The 18699-nt window shown below is 51.3% G+C and carries 12 protein-coding genes; 10 read left to right on the forward strand and 2 right to left on the reverse strand.

What is annotated here, in order from left to right; all coding sequences use genetic code 11:
- Positions 1-20 precede the first annotated feature (20 nt).
- The 10 genes from B153_RS0101755 (at position 21) to B153_RS0101800 (ending at position 16247) form a co-directional block, all read left to right on the forward strand.
- Entirely contained in the window at positions 21-425 is a 405-nt protein-coding gene (locus tag B153_RS0101755; protein ID WP_020594936.1) for a VOC family protein, read from the forward strand.
- A gap of 189 nt (positions 426-614) precedes the next feature.
- Complete coding sequence (locus tag B153_RS0101760; protein ID WP_020594937.1) at positions 615-3056, forward strand: T9SS type B sorting domain-containing protein; 2442 nt, start codon at positions 615-617, stop codon at positions 3054-3056.
- Positions 3057-3200: 144 nt separating this feature from the next.
- Positions 3201-4280, forward strand: coding sequence for a class II fructose-bisphosphate aldolase (gene fbaA, locus B153_RS0101765; RefSeq protein ID WP_020594938.1), 1080 nt, complete (start codon positions 3201-3203; stop codon positions 4278-4280).
- Between the two features lie 308 nt (positions 4281-4588).
- A complete protein-coding gene (locus B153_RS0101770; RefSeq protein ID WP_020594939.1) occupies positions 4589-4837 on the forward strand; it encodes a hypothetical protein in 249 nt (82 codons plus the stop codon).
- A 145-nt stretch (positions 4838-4982) separates the two neighbouring features.
- Positions 4983-8285, forward strand: coding sequence for a SusC/RagA family TonB-linked outer membrane protein (locus B153_RS0101775; protein ID WP_020594940.1), 3303 nt, complete (start codon positions 4983-4985; stop codon positions 8283-8285).
- Positions 8286-8347: 62 nt separating this feature from the next.
- Complete coding sequence (locus tag B153_RS0101780; protein ID WP_020594941.1) at positions 8348-9796, forward strand: SusD/RagB family nutrient-binding outer membrane lipoprotein; 1449 nt, start codon at positions 8348-8350, stop codon at positions 9794-9796.
- Between the two features lie 34 nt (positions 9797-9830).
- Positions 9831-12032 (forward strand): penicillin acylase family protein, encoded by a 2202-nt coding sequence (locus B153_RS0101785; protein ID WP_020594942.1) that lies wholly within the window; start codon positions 9831-9833, stop codon positions 12030-12032.
- Positions 12033-12036: 4 nt separating this feature from the next.
- Complete coding sequence (locus B153_RS0101790; protein WP_020594943.1) at positions 12037-13680, forward strand: TldD/PmbA family protein; 1644 nt, start codon at positions 12037-12039, stop codon at positions 13678-13680.
- 115 nt (positions 13681-13795) lie between these two features.
- A complete protein-coding gene (locus tag B153_RS0101795) occupies positions 13796-15112 on the forward strand; it encodes a TldD/PmbA family protein (RefSeq protein ID WP_020594944.1) in 1317 nt (438 codons plus the stop codon).
- A 34-nt stretch (positions 15113-15146) separates the two neighbouring features.
- On the forward strand, positions 15147-16247 hold the full coding sequence (locus tag B153_RS0101800; RefSeq protein ID WP_020594945.1) for an alpha/beta fold hydrolase: 1101 nt from the start codon (positions 15147-15149) through the stop codon (positions 16245-16247).
- 139 nt (positions 16248-16386) lie between these two features.
- On the opposite strand, the gene B153_RS0101805 is transcribed toward B153_RS0101800, so the two are convergent.
- Positions 16387-17667 (reverse strand): hypothetical protein, encoded by a 1281-nt coding sequence (locus tag B153_RS0101805; RefSeq protein ID WP_020594946.1) that lies wholly within the window; start codon positions 17665-17667, stop codon positions 16387-16389.
- 175 nt (positions 17668-17842) lie between these two features.
- Positions 17843-18457, reverse strand: a complete 615-nt coding sequence (locus B153_RS0101810; protein WP_020594947.1) for an RNA polymerase sigma factor — start codon at positions 18455-18457, stop codon at positions 17843-17845.
- Positions 18458-18699: the final 242 nt, after the last annotated feature.

Raw genomic sequence — 18699 nt, forward strand, 5'->3', positions numbered from 1 at the left:
AACATAAACGTAGGTACGCCATGCAATTTTCTTCCGTTCGGGTCATTACGGCCGACCTTAAACGTCTCGTTTCGTTTTATGAGCAGGTGACGGGTATGCCTGTCACGCAGTATACCGATGATTTTGCGGAGTTACGGACGCCTTTGGCTACCCTGGCTATCGGAAGTACGCGTACGTTACAACTATTCGGAGGAGAGGAGGTGGCTGAAGCTGCCCGTAATCGCTCGGCTATCCTTGAATTTCGTGTTGAGGACGTGGATAGCACTTATGCAAAGCTGGCCGATCTTCTGGGTGCTGCTATTGTACAAAAACCGACTACTATGCCCTGGGGAAACCGTTCGCTGTTGTTCCGTGACCCCGACGGTAATCTGGTCAATTTTTTCGCGCCCATTACGCCAGAAGCCAGGCAACGATTGGATGGGTAGCCGTAACAGTGCCCGATGGTCTGATCCGTGAAGTCTGTTTCCGGAGTTTCATACAGTTAAGATTAAAATTTACAACTGCTTGAGTAATAAAGAGGTCATATGTATGTTTCAACCTTGACCTAATCCGCTGACTCTGTACCTCTACGTGTAGACGGCGGAGCTGTTCTTACTCATTCGTTGTGCACACCTATGAAACTGGGAAATGGATTCTGTGTATGGGTTCGGGCTTTTCTTTTTACCGGCTTACTGGCTACTGTACTATTGGTGAATGGCCCCGGTGTCGGCTCGGCCAGCGCACAGGTTCCCGCAAACGCCCGTAACTGGTATTTTGGGAATGGGGCAGGGGTTACATTTTCTGGAGGCTCTCCGCAATTCTTACCCAACGGCCAGCTTCGTTCCATGGAAGGCTGTGCCTCCCAGTCTGATGCCAACGGGCAGCTATTGTTTTACACCGACGGGAGTACCATCTGGAATCGAAATCACGAAATTATGCCGGGGGCAGTCAATCTGGGCGGAGGGGGCCGCAGTACGCAGTCGGCCCTGATTGTTCCCTATCAGAATAGTAACGACCAGTTTTATGTATTTTCGGTAGCGGGCCTGAACCAGTCATCGGGTATTCAGTATGCCATTGTGAATATGAACCTGAATGGCGGTCTGGGCGGCCTGAGTGTGAAAAATAAATCGCTACTGTCGCCATCGTCCGAAAAGATTACCACCATCTATCACTGCAATAATCTGAATCACTGGATTATCACGCATGAGCTAACCACCAATGCATTTCGGGTCTATCTGCTCAACGATAATGGGCTTATTCTGACCCCTAAAGTATATAACGTAGGGTCGATACATCAATCGCTGTATCGGGCAGGCAGTCCGCATCGGGAAAGTAAGGGGTACATGAAACCATCGCACGATGGTAAGCTTTTGGCCGTAGCCGTTTCCGATAGTGTAGAGGGCGGTTTTCTGGAACTGTTCGATTTCGATAATCAGTCGGGGGCTATCTCGAATGCCCGTAAGCTGGAAGTTCCGGCAACGGTTGGGGCCTATGGACTTGAGTTTTCACCCGATAATTCGCTGATCTATCTATCGACACTATCGCGTAAAAATGTGTATCAGATACGGGTCAGTGATCTGGCTGTTACGGCAACGCTCACCGTGCAGGCCCAACGAAATGCGTCGGCGGGTGTAGGGGCGTTGCAAATTGGTCCCGATGGTAAAATCTATGGCTCCCAGCCGGGCGAAGACTATCTGTTGGTAATCAACCAGCCCAATCAGGTAGGTGCTGGGTGCAACCTTGTATCGCAGGGGGTATATCTGGGTGGCCGAACCGCGCTGGCAGGCTTACCGTTCAACGTCGATACCATTCCCCGGCTTTTACCTAAGGTGACTATTGAACTGGCTAAACTGGGTGGTTGTAACAACTTTCTGCTTTCGTCGAAAACTCAGAATCTGGATCCCAACTATCTGACCTATCAATGGTATCTGAATGGAACAGCGGTGACCGGAGCTACGTCATCCACCTTAAAGCCAGCCAAATCGGGTACCTATCTGTTGAAAGTTCGGGAAGGTAAATGCGCTGACATTCACATGACGTCTACCGAAGAGCTGGCGGTTATTCTGGTCGAGGTTGATCCAACGGCAACGATCATCCCCGATTCCTGTGGGCAGTTTTTGCTTAATGCCCATGCCACGGGTGGCGTTCCGCAATGGGCCGGGCCGGGAATTAATTTAGCCAATGATCGGCTCGATTCGCTGATTGTGTCGAACATAAATGGCGTACAAACGTACCGGGTGCGGGTCACTAGTGCCGAAGATGCCTCCTGTTTTGCCGAAAAAGAGGTAACCGCCAGTTTTACCCGGCCATCGCCGTTTCGGTTCGTTAGTGCGACGCAAACCGTTTGTGGCGATACGCTTACGCTCCGGGCCATACCCAACTCCGACTGGGATGTTTTTAGCTGGCAATTGCCGGACGGCCATTCAATAACGGGTAATGCCGTTTTGGCCCAGCAGAATGGGCAATACCTCGTGACAGCTCATAGCACGAAAACGGGTTGTGTAAGTCGTGATTCGCAGATGGTAACCCTGAATCCGTATCCGAAACTGCAACTGGCTACCCGGCAGATCGACACCTGTTTTACAACCACAGATGCTATCAATCTGGATGCCGGGGTGATACCTGATGTGGTCTATAGCTGGTCGAAGGCAGGAAGAATTATCGGCACGGAACAGAAGCTCCAATTGAATGACTATGGCTGGTACACGATCAGCATTCGCTCATCGGCCGGATGCCAGGCAGCGGACTCGGTCTGGGTTCGTTCCAACTGCCCGCCAACTCCGCCCATAGCGTATATCCCCGATCTGTTTACACCCAATCGGGATGGGGCGAACGAAACCCTGGTGGTGTATAGTACGGGAGTTGATAGTATGACATTGACGATTTTCAACCGCTGGGGCGAGCCTGTATATGAGGGGGTTAGTGAAGCGGGTATTTCGGCAGGCTGGTCTACCTGGGACGGAACGTATAAAGGGCAACCCGTCGGAACAGGTTTGTATGTGTATCGGCTCGCTATGAAAAATTCCTTTTACCCGGCTGGGTTCACCAGACAGGGAGTTGTTGAAGTACTACGCTGATAAACCATTCGGAACTCCTCAAAGTGAATGAATTGTAGCAAAATTCGTCTAATATCCCCAACTTTACCCTTGAAAACCAAATAGGTTAACCGGTCGCACTTTCGGTAAACTATTTCTTGAACGAATCCAAATTTAGACCTAATTATGAGCGAAGTAGCCGCCCGTTTTGCCCCCGGTGTTGTGACCGGCGAAGGTGTCACTGAAATTTTTCGTCATGCCAATGAAAACGATTACGCCCTTCCGGCCGTCAACGTTGTTGGTACTAACTCTGTGAATGCTGTTCTGGAAACAGCCAAAGCTGTTAACTCGCCGGTTATCGTCCAGTTTTCGAACGGTGGTGGCATTTTTTATGGTGGCAAAAGCCTGTCTAACGATAAGCAACAGGCAGCCATTGCAGGTTCCATTTCAGGAGCACTGCACATTCACCATGTAGCCGAACTGTATGGTGTTCCGGTCATTCTGCACACCGACCACTGCGCTAAAAAATTGCTTCCCTGGATCGACGGGCTGCTGGCGGCTGGTGAAAAACACTTTGACCAGACCGGCAAGCCCCTGTACTCCTCGCACATGCTTGACCTGTCGGAAGAGCCGATTGAAGAAAATATCGAAATCTGCGCCAAATACTTCGAGCGGATGGCCAAAATCGGCATGACGCTGGAGATCGAACTCGGTGTAACGGGTGGTGAAGAAGATGGCGTTGATAACTCTGATGTCGACGATTCCAAACTCTATACCCAGCCTTCGGAAGTGGCGTATGCCTATGAAGAACTGAGCAAAATATCGCCAAACTTCACCATTGCGGCTGCGTTTGGTAACGTACACGGGGTGTACAAACCCGGTAATGTGAAGCTGTCGCCGATTATCCTGCACAATTCACAACAATACATTCAGGAGAAATACAACACGGGTCCGCTGCCAGTGAACTTCGTATTCCACGGTGGTTCGGGTTCCAGCCGCGAAGAAATCCGCGAAGCCATCCGCTACGGTGCCGTGAAAATGAACATCGATACCGATATGCAGTGGTCGATGTGGGAAGGGGTACTGAACTATTACAAAGCGAAAGAAGGCTACCTGCAATCGCAGTTGGGCAACCCCGAAGGTCCCGATTCGCCAAACAAAAAGTACTACGATCCCCGCGTGTGGCTGCGTAAAGGCGAAGAAAGCATGGTACAGCGCCTGAAAGTAGCATTCGAAGATCTGAACTGCATTAACCGACTGGCGTAGTAGTCGATTAAAACTATACAATGAGGCTGTTTAAACTTTTCCTAATCGAGTCGTAATGCGTGCTTTTTGTCATCCCGACGCAGGAGGGATCTTCGGTAAATAGCCAATTTCCCTGCTCATGCCGAAGATCCCTCCTGCGTCGGGATGACAAAAGCAATTGAAACAAAAGTTTAAACAGGTTCAATATCAAAAATGCCGCACTCCTGAGAGTGCGGCATTTTTTTATGCTCAGAGATTAAAAATTTTTAATGTGAGGGGTACCCGCGTCCGGGGGCTCGATTGTCTTATGCGTACTTAACGAGAACCCTATGGATGCGCAACCAATGATGGCAACTTTACTGGAACGATACCTCGCCAATCAGGCAACCGACGACGAGCTGGAGGTATTTATGGAGTTGCTCAGGGAGGGGCAGTTCGATGAACTAATCAAGACCTACATGGATAGAGAGAGCGACCTCATCCAGAAAACGGCGGCTGAATCTACGTTGGGTACCGGGTTTCGAGGCTGGGGGCAGTGGTTGAAAATAGCCGCGTCTATTGCCCTGATATTCTGGTAGTTTTTAAGGCGTCAATCGGCTATTTACCTTATTCCGTGCCTACATCAGGGGCGTGGAGAATCCGGCTTTTGTCAATTCATACAACCAATAAACCAGAAAGAGAGCAATGAGATTATCACTACAGAGGATACGGACCTTCGGGTGTTTGATAGTCTCCGCTTCGCTGATCACCACAGCGGGTGCCCATACCCGACCAGCGGAAAAAGGAGATAATGCCGATCACCAGCTCAGGCAGGCAAAACGGATTGAGTCCCTAAAGACAGTTCATCGGGCTAACCCCTCCGAACAGGTAGCTATTCTGATCAAAGGAAAAGTGACGGCTCAGGAAGATCGGATTGCCCTGCCGGGGGTCAACATCGCTATTAAAGGGTCAACCACAGGTACGACAACCGATGCCGATGGCAATTACTCCCTTAGTGTACCTTCGCAGGAGAGCGTACTCATTTTTTCGTTTCTGGGCTATGTACCCCAAGAGGTTAAGGTAGGGAGTCAGACAACGATCAACGTAGCTCTGGCACCTGATTCCAAAATCCTGAATGAAGTGGTCGTTACGGCACTGGGATTTAAGGAAGAAAAAGATCGGCTAGGCTCTACCCTGTCGGCCGTTAAACCCGAAGATATTAAACGCTCGGGCGAAACGGGCGTCATTAATGGATTGGCGGGTAAAGCGGCTGGGGTTCTGATTTCGCGCTCAACCGGCGATCCGGGTGCGGGTTCGTATATCCAGATTCGGGGTCAGAATACCATTACGGGCTCCAATCAGCCGTTGATCATCATTGATGGCGTACCGATGAGCAATAACACTACAGGCGATTCGCGGGGGGGCGTAGCGCAGCAGTCGCGCCTGAACGACATCAACCCGGAAGACATTGCCAGTATGCAAATCCTGAAAGGGGCTTCGGCGGCTGGTCTGTGGGGGTCGCGGGCGGCCAACGGGGTTATTGTCATTACCACCAAGCGGGGCGCTACCGACAACAAGCTGAATGTCAGCTTCAGCTCGACGGTTTCTTTCGATAAAGTGAACGTACTGCATCCGTTGCAGGAAGCCTATGGGCAGGGAACGGGGGGCGTTTTCAATCCAACCACGCAGTATTCATGGGGCGACAAAATTGCTAACCGGGCTGGCGGAGACGATGTGGTGAATATGAACGGTGCCCGGTTTGAGTCGTATCAGGGCAAAACGTTTTACCCTATCGTCACGAAAAACTCTAAAGAAACCTTTAATGAAGCCCGGCGGGATGCGGTGTTTCGGACGGGTACCTATCTGGACAACAACATAAGCTTAAGCGGTGGCAACGACAAGGGGAATTTCTACCTGAGTCTGGGCAATCTGGCGCAGAAGGGGATTTTTGCTGGGCAAAGCGATTACAAACGGAGTTCTGTGCGATTCAATGCCCTGCGTCAGTTCAACGACATTGTTCGGGCGTCGGCCAATGCCAACTACATCCGAACCACCTCCAATCGGATTCAGAAGGGCGACAACACCAGTGCACTTTATCTGGGTATGTTGCGTTCGGCCCCCGATTTCGACAGCCGCTACTGGAAAGGGACGTACTATGCCTCGCCAACGGCGGCTGGTATTCGAAATCGGCAACGCGCCTACCGGAATTATCTGGGCGCTTCGGCCAATCCAAGTTATAACGATCCACTCTGGACCATCAACGAGCTGACCAATTTCTCGGAAGTGGACCGCCTGATTATGAACTCCGAAATGGTGATTACGCCCAAGGATTGGTTCAGCATTACGGCGCGGGGAGGCATCGATATGTTCAACGACCGCCGGGTAACCAATAACCCGGTAAACTCGGTCGAAAACTCCGGAGCAGGCACGTACGACCAGCGGATTATCTCCGAAAAAGAACTGAACCTGGATGTGATCGGTCGGGCCAGTAAGGATTTTGGCGAGAACATAACCAGTACGCTGATTGTGGGCTTCAACATCAACGACCGGACGTCCAATCTGCTGGGCGGTACCATGAACAACTTCATTCTGGAAGAAGCCCCGGCTAATTTCGCCAACTCGATTGCGGCCAACAACTCCCCGTTCAATACCGAAACGCACCGCCGGACAGCGCGTTTATATTCCACGCTGAATCTGGGATTCTTTAACCAGCTTTTTGTAAATGGATCGCTGGCCAGCGAATCGGGCTCAACGTTTGGCAGTGCTTCCAAATCGACGTTCTACTATCCATCGGCCGATGTGGCCTGGCAGTTTAGCCAATTGCCCGTTTTCCGGGGTACGCCCCTGTCGTTCGGTAAGCTGCGGGCCTCGTATGGAATTGTCGGTATCCAGCCCGAACCGTATCGAAACACCACCCCATACATCGCAGCCTCGTTTACCGATTGGGGTACTGCCCTGACCAGTTCGGGCTACGGTGGCGCTTACGTAGAGAGTGCCACACAGGGCGACCCCAACCTTTTGCCAGAACGCAAAACGGAATGGGAAATTGGGGGCGATCTGCGGCTCTTCAAAAACAAACTGACCATCGGCTATACGTATTACCAGAACCAGATCCGCGATTTGCTCCTGCAAGTATCATCGGCAGGTTCAACGGGCTTCAGCCAGAAATACACCAACGCCGGGAGCATGGAAAACAAAGGGATGGAGGTCGATTTCAACCTGAACGTACTCCAGAAGAACGATTTCCAGTGGAATGTATTTGCGAACTGGAGCCGTAACAAAAACCGGGTTACCAGCCTGGGCGGCACCGAAATCATCACCTTTACGGGCGGTGCTCTGAGCACGGTGGCGCACGTGGGCGATGCTCTGTCGTCCTTCTACGGGGGGGTGTATCAGCGTAACGAAGATGGCTCCATGAATTTGACGGCCAATGGTTTCCCGAAATTGGGCACGACGCTGGGTATCGTAGGCGACCCTAACCCCGACTGGCGTGGTGGATTTGGGACGAATCTTTCCTACAAAAAACTGTCGTTGAATGTGTTGTTCGAAACCTTCCAGGGGGGCGATTTCTACGAAGGAACTCGTGGTGTACTGGTCAATTTCGGCACCTATGCCGATGTGGGCAATGAAGTGACGCTGTCAAAAGACATGTACAACTACGCCGGTACGCTGTTCAAAGCGGGGACAACCCTGCGCGGCAACGTAAAAGATTATGGCGGAGGCCCGGTATTGCTGGACCAGTCGTTCTACACCTCCATCGGTGGGCACTCCGGCCAGTTGACCGAGCAGTTTGTACGGGATGGAAGCTGGACCCGGATTCGGGAAATCACGCTGGGCTATCAGCTCAACTCGGCCGGTTTCCGCAAGAAAACCAAACTCGAATCGGTCAGTTTCGCCGTTACGGCCCGCAATCCGGTGCTCTGGACAAACGTGGTGGGTATCGATCCCGAAACCAACGTATCGGGGGTTGGCAATGCCCGTGGGGTCGATTATTTCAACAATCCCAGTACCAAATCGCTGGTGTTTAGCCTGAAAATCAACTACTAACCAAATGTCGATGGTAAGGCGGTTCTCATTCGTCTTACCATCGACATTGCAAAAGGAAACTCATGAAACTACGATATAAAGCCATTTTTGCCGTATTGATTGGGCTGGCTTCCTCTTCCTGCGAGTCGCTGGTATCGGATATGAACCAGGACCCCAACAACCCGACCGATGCGTCGGCCGAATACATTTTTACAGGCACCCAGGTTGCCCATATTGCTTCGCAGGAAGGTATGGCCAGCCGACTCACGATTGTCTGGACGGGCTATGGATTTGGCGCGTTTCAGCAGTTTGGTACCTGGGGGCAGTATCAGATTACAGCCGCCAATTTCGACGACGACTGGAACCTGTTCTATACCGGAACAAATAAAAATGCGGTGCGGGCACTGGACAAGGCGAATCAGTTGGGCAACCGGGTCATGGCGGGTATCACCAAAATCATTCAGGCGCACAACATCGGTACGGCTACCGAACTATGGGGAGATGTTCCGTTTACCGAAACCGCCAATACGACCAAATTCCCGAACCCTCGCTTTGAAACTCAGGCTGAACTCATTCCCAAGCTGATCGCTCAGTTGAACGACGCCATCACGGACCTGGAATCGGGTATCGGTACGGTCGGTACTAAAGATCTGTTTTTTGCAGGTGACCTGACTAAATGGAAACAGGTTGCCAATACGCTAAAAGCCCGGTTGTACATCGATCTGAAGCAGTATAACGAAGCCTACACAGCGGCTCAGTTGGGGGTAAGCACCTATGCCAACTCGATGTATTCGCCACACGGAACAACAGCCAGCGCCAACGAAAACCAGAATTACAGCTTCCTGACCAACATTCGGGCGGGCAGTATTACAGCCGAAGGCGCTTACAATGCTGAACTGCTTAACCCGGCCAAAACGGCGACATATCGAGGCAATGCCAAAACCAACGAAACGGCCCGGTTCAAGTTCTACTATCTGGAAAATGGCGTGAACGCACCCGGTGTGATCGAGCCTAACACGCTGACCACCACAACGAATCGGGGCTTTTTTGCCCGTGATGCCAGTTTCCCGCTCGTAACCTATCAGGAGAATATTCTGACGCTGGCTGAAATGGCCTTGCGTTCCGGCAAAGGGTTCGACGCGGCATTGGCGCATCTGAATACCTACCGGAGCTTTCTGAACAGTGGTGGCTATCTGCATGCAACGTATAAAGTGGCCGGTACCTACAAATATGATCCCTATGTTGCAGCCGATTTTGCCTCGGGGGGCATCGAAAATAAAGACGGTATCGCTGCTGATAAGGCATTGCTGCGCGAAATTCTGGAAGAGCGATACGTAACTTTCTACGGCCAGCACCTGGGCTGGAATGATGAACGTCGGACGCGTGCCGAAGGCTTGGGCGTTAAACTGAAGCCCAACAACGGCAGCCAGTTGCCCGGTCGGTTCATTTATTCGCAGAATGAGCTAAACTCGAACCCCAATAGTCCACGTTCAGCACCGAGCCTGTTTGAGTCGGTCACTATTTTCAAGTAGGCTCGTTTATAAGAACTTATTAGATCGAACAGAAATGCATCGACCCATTTATTGGCTGTTTCTCATCGCTGGTCTGGGCTTCCATTCGGCTACCGCCCAGACCACTTTTGCGGCTCAGGAAGCTAAAGCCCTGCAAAAACAGGCGAAGGGAATTGAGATCGTAAAAGATACCTACGGTGTTCCGCACGTGTACGCCAAAACCGATGCCGATGCCGTATTCGGTGAAATGTACATCCAGTGCGAAGAGTTCTTCGATAAGGTTGAAACGTCACTGATTGGGCGGTTGGGCCGTTCGGCGGAACTGGAAGGGGAATCGGCTATCTACCGAGACCTCTGGACCCGGATGTTTATCGACTCGGTTCAGGCGGTTCAGTTGTATCAGAAAACCCCCGACTGGCTCAAAAAACTGTGCGACGCCTATGCAGGTGGCATAAATTATTATCTGATTACCCATCCAGCCGTAAAACCCAAGCTGCTCACTCGGGTGGAGCCGTGGATGATCCTGATGAATAACGTTCCGGCCATGGGTGGCAGCAACGTTTCTGAAGCTGATTTCAAAGCGTTTTACCTGAAAGAAGCGACACAACCCGCAACGGGTGGCCGAAGCTTTACGGCCGAACCACCCAAAAACGACGGCTCCAATGGGTTCGCCCTGGCTCCGTCGCGTACCCAGAGCAAAAAGGCCATGCTCTTTATCAATCCCCACGCGGAATACTACGGTCGTATCGAAATTCATCTGGTCAGTGAAGAGGGCCTGAATTCATACGGGGCACCGTTTCTGGGGCAATTCAACATCTTCCAGGGCTTCAACGAGTTTCTGGGCTGGATGCACCCCGTTTCGCTGTCCGATGCCAAAGATTTGTACGCCGAGGATGTGGAGTGGAAAAAAGGGAAATGGATGTATCGCTACGATGGAGCCTGGAAACCCGTCGATAGCACAACGACTGAACTGCGCTACAAGAAAGGGGATAGCTGGGCGACCAAACGATTTGTGACCTACCGCACGCACCATGGCCCAGTGGTGTATGCGACCGCAACCCGCTGGATTGCGCTCAAAACCTACGAGCCAAACATCGAACTGCTGGGCATGCACTGGCTGAAAATGAAGGCCCGGAATATGAAGGAGTTTACCAGCGCCATCAATGCCCGTGCTATGGTCGGCAGCAACATCGTCTATGCTGACAAAGCGGGGAACATTGCGTACTGGCACGGTAATTTCGTACCCAGGAAAAACCCCTTGCTCGACTGGCGTCGCCCGGTCGATGGAACCACGTCGGCGACCGAATGGCAGGGTACACATGAACTCTCGGAGCTTCCGCACTACATCAACCCGACCAATGGCTGGCTACAGAATTGTAATTCAACGCCTTTGTACGGTGCTGGTGAGCTGAATACAGACATGCTAAACAAGCTGCCCTCCTACATGTTGCCAGATGGTCATACCCCCCGCGCTGTTCATGCCGTAAAGGTGTTGACACCCCTCAAAAATGCAACGATGGACGACGTGATCAAAGCCTCGTATGATACCTACCTGCCTAGTGGCGAACGTTTTGTACCCGGTCTGATTGCGGCTTATGCTACGGTTGGTGATTCGCTCAAGGCCAAACTGGCGCAACCCATCGAAACGCTGAAAGCCTGGAATTTTCGGACCGATACCAACTCGGTAGCTACAACGCTTACGGTGCATTGGCTGGAAAAAATTATCCAGCTCGATATGGCGCGACTGGCAAAGCCTGCCACCACCGAAGAACAGTATTCACTAACCAATGGGGCCGCTGTTACGACCGAGTTTTTATCACCGAAAGAGCAGGTGACGGCTTTAGCGCAGGTAGTGGCTGATCTAGAGAAAGAGTTTGGAACCTGGCAGGTGCCCTGGGGTATGGATAATCGGTTTCAGCGGATAGCGGATTCGGAGCCCAGCGATGACAAACTTAGCTGGGGCGTTCCGGCTACGCCGGGTTTCATGGGCTCGCTGAATGCCTATGTAAGCCGCAAAACGGCCAAAACCCACAAACGATACGGTATTACAGGCAACACGTTCGTGGCTGCGGTAGAGTTTGGGGATAAACTCCGGGCTAAAACCATCCTGACGGGGGGCGCCAGTTCGGACCCCGCATCGCCCCACTACCTTGATCAGGTGAAAGGCTACATCGACGGCACGTACAAAGAGATCTATTTCTATAAAGACGACGTGTACAAACACGCCGAAAAAATCTATCATCCAGGCGATAAGTAATCGTATGAAACGACGTGATTTTGTCAAACTGTCTGGCGTAGGGCTTGGAGCAACCATGCTGCCTGCCGGGCTGATAGCCGGGAATCGGATTTCGGCGGAGGAGTTACTGAATCCGGGGCTGGATGTTGCCGTCAAAAAACGACTGGCCGATGTGGCGCTCAACGCGGCCAAAAGCAAAGGGGCTACCTATGCCGATGTACGCATTGGCCGTTACCTGCGTCAGTACCTGTTTACGCGGGAAAATAAAGTGCAGAACATCGTCAATTCCGAATCGTATGGTATTGGAATACGGGTTATTGCCAACGGAACCTGGGGATTTGCATCGACCAACACCATGTCGCCCGAAAGCATTGCCGAGTGTGCTGCCATGGCGGTGGATATGGCGAAGGCAAATGCCGAAATCCAGCGGGAGCCCGTCGTACTGGCTCCGCAGAAAGGGGTAGGAGAAAAGGTCTGGAAAACACCCATTAAGAAAAATGCCTTCGAAATTCCGGTCAAGGAAAAGATCGATCTGCTGATGGACGTGAACGGGGCCGCGCTGAAAAATGGGGCTTCGTTCGTCACCTCAAACCTCTTCTTTGTCAACGAGCAGAAATACTTTGCCTCAACCGATGGCTCGTATATCGATCAGGATGTGCATCGGATGTGGCCAACCTTTACGGTGTCGGCCGTAAATCGGCAAACGGGGCGGTTCAAATCGCGGGATGCCCTCAGCGCACCCATTGGAATGGGCTATGAGTATCTGTCGGATAACCCGGCCGAAAAGATCGTGATACCCAATGGGCCAACGGTGTATCGGTATGCCTACAACATGATCGAGGATGCTACGGCAGCGGCTTTGCAGGCGAAGGAAAAACTCTCCGCCAAATCGGTTCCCGCTGGTAAGTACGACATGATTCTGGACCCCTCGAATCTGGGCCTGACCATTCACGAGTCGGTTGGTCACCCGCTGGAACTGGACCGGGTGCTGGGCTACGAAGCCAATCTGGCCGGAACCAGCTTTGCAACGATGGAAAAACTGCAGTCGAAAAACTTCCAGTACGGCAGCAAAATCGTCAATCTGGTGGCAGATAAGATTCAACCCAACACCATGGGTTTGGTTGGCTACGACGATGAGGGGGTGCCCTGCAAAAAGTGGAATTTAGTAAAAGATGGTATCCTGGTCAATTTCCAGGCTACCCGCGATCAGGTGCATCTGTTGGGTGAAAAGGAGTCGCAGGGGTGCAGCTTCGCCGAAAGTTGGGATAGCGTTCAGTTTCAGCGCATGCCGAACGTATCACTTCAGCCATCGGAAGGCAAATACAGCATCCACGATATGATTAAGGATACCGAAAAGGGTATTTATATTCTTGGTCGTGGATCGTCGTCCATTGATCAGCAGCGGTATAATTTTCAGTTCAGCGGGCAGCTTTTCTACGAGATCAAAGACGGCAAAATTGCGGGTATGCTCGACGACGTAGCCTATCAGTCCAACACCCAGGAGTTCTGGAATTCCTGCGCCCGCATCTGCGACAAGGACGACTACCGCTTGTTTGGCACCTTCTTCGACGGGAAAGGACAACCGGGGCAGGCCAGCGCTGTTTCGCACGGTTGCCCTACTACCCGTTTCAATGGCGTAAACGTAATCAACACCGGACGGAAGATTTAAAAAAGTAGTAGTAGGAGCGAGTAGTGAGGAGCGAGAATGCTGGCGCAAGCCAAAAAGAGTATGCGTCAGCCATTCTCGCTCCTCACTACTCGCTCCTAATACCTCATAAAAACACATGGCTATTTTATCGCAGGAAGAAGCCAAAAGGCTCATTGATAAAGTGTTGGGTTATTCCAAAGCCGACGAAATGAAGGTAGAGCTGAATGGCGGCCGAACCGGGAATATCCGGTTTGCGCGTAATTCCGTTTCTACCGCTGGAGCGACCAACAACCTAACGGTGTCGGTGACGGCTGTAATAGGCAAGCGGATCGGAACGTCGGATATCAACGAGTTTGACGACGCTTCGCTCGAAAAGGCGGTTCGTCGGGCGGAAGAGATGGCCCGGCTGGCGCCCGAAAACCCGGAGTATATGCCCATGCCGGGACCACAAACCTATACCACTCCCCAGGCATTTGTCGAAACCACGGCTACCATGAAAGCGCCTGACCGGGCAAAACTGGCCGGGGCTAGTATTAAATCGGTTATGGATAGCCAGTTGAGCGGGGCGGGGTTTCTGGAAGATTCGGCTACGTTCAACGCCATCGGCAATAGCAAAGGACTGTTTGGCTATCATAAAAGCACCAACGCCAATTTCTCGCTGACCATCCGCACGCCCGACGGAACGGGTTCAGGCTATGCTGCGGGCGATTTCAACGACGTCAGTAAACTTAAGACGGGCGCATTGACCGACATCGCCATTCAGAAAGCCCGCGCTTCGCAAAAGGCGGTTGCGCTGGAGCCCGGTAAATATACCGTCATTCTGGAACCGCTGGCGGCTGGCGAACTGATTCAGTTTATGGTACGGGCGATGGATGCACGCACTGCCGACGAAGGCCGGAGTTTTCTGAGTAAGAAAGGGGGCGGTACACGCCTGGGCGAAAAACTACTGGACGAACGTGTGACCATTTACTCCGATCCAACCGATTCGCAGGTGCCCAGTTCGCCGTTTTCGGGCGATGGCTATCCGTACGAAAAAGTGGTCTGGTTCGATAAAGGGGTGGTCAAAAATCTGTCGTATTCCCCCTATTGGGCGAAGCAAAAAGGGGTTAAACCTTTGCCCGAACCGTCTGGCTTTGTCATGCAGGGTGGAACGCAGTCGCTGGCCGACATGATTAAAGGCACTGAGAAAGGTATTCTGGTCACCCGGTTCTGGTATACGCGCTGGCTGGACCCGCAAACCCTGCTCTACACGGGCCTTACCCGCGACGGAACGTTTTATATCGACAATGGGCAGATCAAGCACCCGATCAAAAACTTCCGCTTCAACGAAAGCCCGGTCATCATGCTCAACAACCTCGAAGCCCTCGGGATTCCTGAGCGTACCCGAGGCAGTATGGTGCCGCCTTTACGGATTCGTGATTTTACGTTCAGTAGCCTTTCAGATGCCGTCTGATTACCCTTTAACATCTTCCTCTTTTTTACAACCAATGAAAAAAGTTACCGGACTCATCCTTTCTCTTTTTGCGGGAACACTTCTATACAGCCCGACAAGTGCCCAAAGCTCAGAAGGTAATCAAAGTAATCAGGTCGCTGCGCTGCAACGGCAGTTAGCCAGCATGCAGCACCAGTTTGATGCGCTGGACAAAACCATCGACGATCTGACCTGGTCGCAGCGGCTGGGCGATGCCGTATTGGTCGATAAGGTCATCATTACCGGACCACCTCCGGCTGTCGTTAAAAATCCAACGGGTCAGGGCGCAAAAAACCCCGTTCGGTTTTCGGCTTATGTGTTCATTCCTACCAAAATCGATCCGTCGAAAAAATACCCGTTGCTGGTGCTGCCACATGGGGGTGTACATAGCAACTTTAACACAGCCTACGCTCACATTATCAAGGAGCTAACCGCGCAGGAATATGTTGTCATTGCCCCTGATTATCGGGGGAGTACGGGCTATGGGCAGGGCTTTTACCAGCTCATCGATTACGGCGGACTAGAAGTGGAAGACACCAAAGCCTGCCGGGATTACATGCTCGAAAACTACGATTTCATCGATAAAAAACGAGTCGGTATGTTGGGCTGGAGTCATGGCGGTATGATTACCCTACTCAACCTGTTCAATCACCCTTCCGATTATGCCGTAGGGTATGCGGGCGTACCCGTAAGCGATCTGATTGCCCGGATGGGCTACAAAAGTCAAAGCTACCGGGATGCGTATTCGGCTGACTATCACCTGGGCAAAACCGCCGATCAGAATGTAGAAGAATACCGGAAACGCTCTCCGGCCTGGCAGGCGCACAAACTACAGACTCCACTTCTGATTCATACCAACACCAACGACGAGGATGTAAACGTGCTGGAGGTCGAGCATTTGATCAAGTCACTAAAGGCTGAGGGGAAGAAGTTCGAATACGAAATTTATAAAGACGCTCCCGGCGGACATACCTTCAACCGGATCGATTCGTACGGAGCAAAGGAAAGCCGGATGAAGATCTATGATTTTCTGGCTCAGTACCTCAAGCCCAATAAGAAATTCAAAGACGTAAAAGAGTTGATCGAAGCGAGCTATTTTCCGAAATCAGGGAAGTAATATCGTCGAGCTGTACGGCAATTCTGTCCTAGCGACGAAGGAGCAATTTTCGAAGAAGTCGTTTATGTATTCCCCGAAGATTGCTCCTTCGTCGCTAGGACAAAATACGCTTACGAATAAGCCTTTGAATAAAGGCTACTTACTGCGGATTTTCGACAGGGGGAGGGGCACCGAAGCGTTTGTGCGAACCCTTTAATTCTCCGTGAGAATGGATGAGAATAAACGTAAGCAGCGCTAAAAACACGAGTAAGCCCCCAAAATTGATCGCCCATTTTTTCGGCGCTAAAAGTCTGGGACTGAAAACGGGATGGGTTTTGCCGATAAGCAGAGCGACTACTAGCCAATTGACGATGTACAGGTATTGTTCAATGCGATAGCCGCTCATAAATGCGCCCGTAATAAACAGGCTAAACAGAATATACAGCCCCCATAAACCGAGAAAGAGGCCAACCACCTCGTTTTGAGAATAGGAGACGGGATTGGCTTTAGTCTGGTAAAAACGCACCCAGCACCAGCCTGTCATGGCGAGTACCATGCCAATGGAAACCAATTGAACCGAGCCAGTGATGGGACTGTCAGTTGCTACGCCGATCTTACTGAAAATGTCCTGAAGCCGTTCTGTTTCAAACGATTGCTGCCATACGATGTACGGAATCACCAGCATCACCATCAGTAGAGGAAACCATACCTGAGTTTTAGGCTGAGTCGTTTCGACCGATTCCCATTCGGATGTCAGGGTGCCGTAGGCCATACCCAGGCCACCGAAAAAGCCCAGTGAATATTCCATGACGTTCCAGAAATTGAATTTGATTTCGGTCAGATTGCCGAGGACCTGGAGAAAATTGCCGAATGCGAAACCAAAGCCTCCACCCAGACCGGTGAATATGGCCACGCGTAACGCCGAGTACTGTCGGTGACGCACCAGATACCAGGTAAGGGCTACAGCGGCTCCGAAGCAAACCGCCCACATTTCGGAACGGGGGGGCGTCATTCGCCAGTCGAATTCTTCGATCAGGAAAAAGTAGAACAATATCCCGCCAACTACCATTTCGACAATCAGCTTATGCCACTTTACAGGTTTGGTGGCCGAGTCGGTCAGGGCCAGGCCAAACAGACCCCCACCCACGTACCCATACAGGCCACCAATCACAAACAGCATGATTAGCCCGTAGAACACATTGACAAATTCGGTATCGCGGCCGTAGCCTACCACAATGCCATAGCTCGCCAGCCCACCGAGCCCCCAGCCAATAGCGCCCGCCAGTGTGACAGCAAAAACCCGGGCATACCAATCGGTGCGTTTTGCCACCAGCAAAACACTTAGAGAGCCAATACCACCCGCCCAGGCGGCACCGTATTCATGCCCAAACTGACCGCGAATGGCCCAGGCCGTTCCGAGCGACAGGCCCACTACGAGCATAGACAAAGAAATAGATTTGTTTCCCATGCAGAGACGCAGCTAAGTAAGGATGTAGGAATTGTTTCCTGATATACCCGACTTAGCCGCGAACAGGCTATTGGCAGGAAGGCAAGTGGGCAAGTAACCCCTTGTACCGCAGGGTGATTCGGCCTGTTTCGCTGGAATGAGAGCGGAGTTAAGCCTCAAGCACGGGCAGCCAGTCGCCCGATTGTGCCAGGAGTTCCATAAACACACTGAAGGCAATGCCCATATCTTTTTCGACGGCAAACTTGAGCACTTTCATCGACCGCACCATATGCTTTTTGATGGCACTGCTCGAAATGCCTAAAATCTGGGCGGCTTCGTCGTAACTCTTTTCCTGCTGCCGACAGAGTTTAAACACTTCCCGGCTTTGCGGAGGTAGGGTGTCCAGCACCCGCTGCAAAAACTGCTGGTATTCTTTGGCCTGAAAACTCTCTTCCGTATCGTTTTTCGAGACCGTATAATTCCGTAAAACTTCCCCTTTGATCCGGTCTTCAACAGCCGCCCGTTTCAGCATGTTGAAGGTGTGATTTTTGGTAACGGTGAATAAATACGATTTGAATGAACTGACTTCCTGCATGGTCCAGCGGTCTTCCCATATTTTCATGAATACCTCCTGGCAGATGTCGTTCGATAATTCGTTGGATTTGATGAATTTGAATACGAACCGATACAGGTCGGGCCGATAAAAATCGTACAGTTTACGGAATGCTTTTTCATCACCTGTTGAAACGCGGTTTAGTAAAAAGTTCTCATTCGGAAAAGTCATTACAGTGAGTGCGTTAGTTGTTGGTAAAAAACGGTTCGTGCAGTTACAAAATGAGGTGCAGGCCAGAGCGGGCTGGCAGGAAGGATCGATGCTGGAAAATGAATCTTGAAGAAATCCTAAAAAAACACATTTCTTGAAAAATTTAATTATGTGTTTAGTTCAAATATAAAAATATTATTTGTTTATAAATTGAATAAGTGAAATATAAATTATGGGATTAGCGAAGGCAAGCCGATGTCATG

It is taken from the genome of Spirosoma panaciterrae DSM 21099 (assembly GCF_000374025.1).
In the GTDB taxonomy this organism is placed as follows: Bacteria; Bacteroidota; Bacteroidia; order Cytophagales; family Spirosomataceae; genus Spirosoma; species Spirosoma panaciterrae.

Excerpts from the sequence above, each read along its gene's own strand:
- B153_RS0101755 (WP_020594936.1), top strand. The coding sequence starts at position 21 with ATGCAATTTTCTTCCGTTCGGGTCATTACGGCCGACCTTAAACGTCTC.
- B153_RS0101760 (WP_020594937.1), top strand. The coding sequence starts at position 615 with ATGAAACTGGGAAATGGATTCTGTGTATGGGTTCGGGCTTTTCTTTTT.
- fbaA (WP_020594938.1), top strand. The coding sequence starts at position 3,201 with ATGAGCGAAGTAGCCGCCCGTTTTGCCCCCGGTGTTGTGACCGGCGAA.
- B153_RS0101770 (WP_020594939.1), top strand. The coding sequence starts at position 4,589 with ATGGATGCGCAACCAATGATGGCAACTTTACTGGAACGATACCTCGCC.
- B153_RS0101780 (WP_020594941.1), top strand. The coding sequence starts at position 8,348 with ATGAAACTACGATATAAAGCCATTTTTGCCGTATTGATTGGGCTGGCT.
- B153_RS0101785 (WP_020594942.1), top strand. The coding sequence starts at position 9,831 with ATGCATCGACCCATTTATTGGCTGTTTCTCATCGCTGGTCTGGGCTTC.
- B153_RS0101790 (WP_020594943.1), top strand. The coding sequence starts at position 12,037 with ATGAAACGACGTGATTTTGTCAAACTGTCTGGCGTAGGGCTTGGAGCA.
- B153_RS0101795 (WP_020594944.1), top strand. The coding sequence starts at position 13,796 with ATGGCTATTTTATCGCAGGAAGAAGCCAAAAGGCTCATTGATAAAGTG.
- B153_RS0101800 (WP_020594945.1), top strand. The coding sequence starts at position 15,147 with ATGAAAAAAGTTACCGGACTCATCCTTTCTCTTTTTGCGGGAACACTT.
- B153_RS0101805 (WP_020594946.1), bottom strand. The coding sequence starts at position 17,667 with ATGCTCGTAGTGGGCCTGTCGCTCGGAACGGCCTGGGCCATTCGCGGT.
- B153_RS0101810 (WP_020594947.1), bottom strand. The coding sequence starts at position 18,457 with ATGACTTTTCCGAATGAGAACTTTTTACTAAACCGCGTTTCAACAGGT.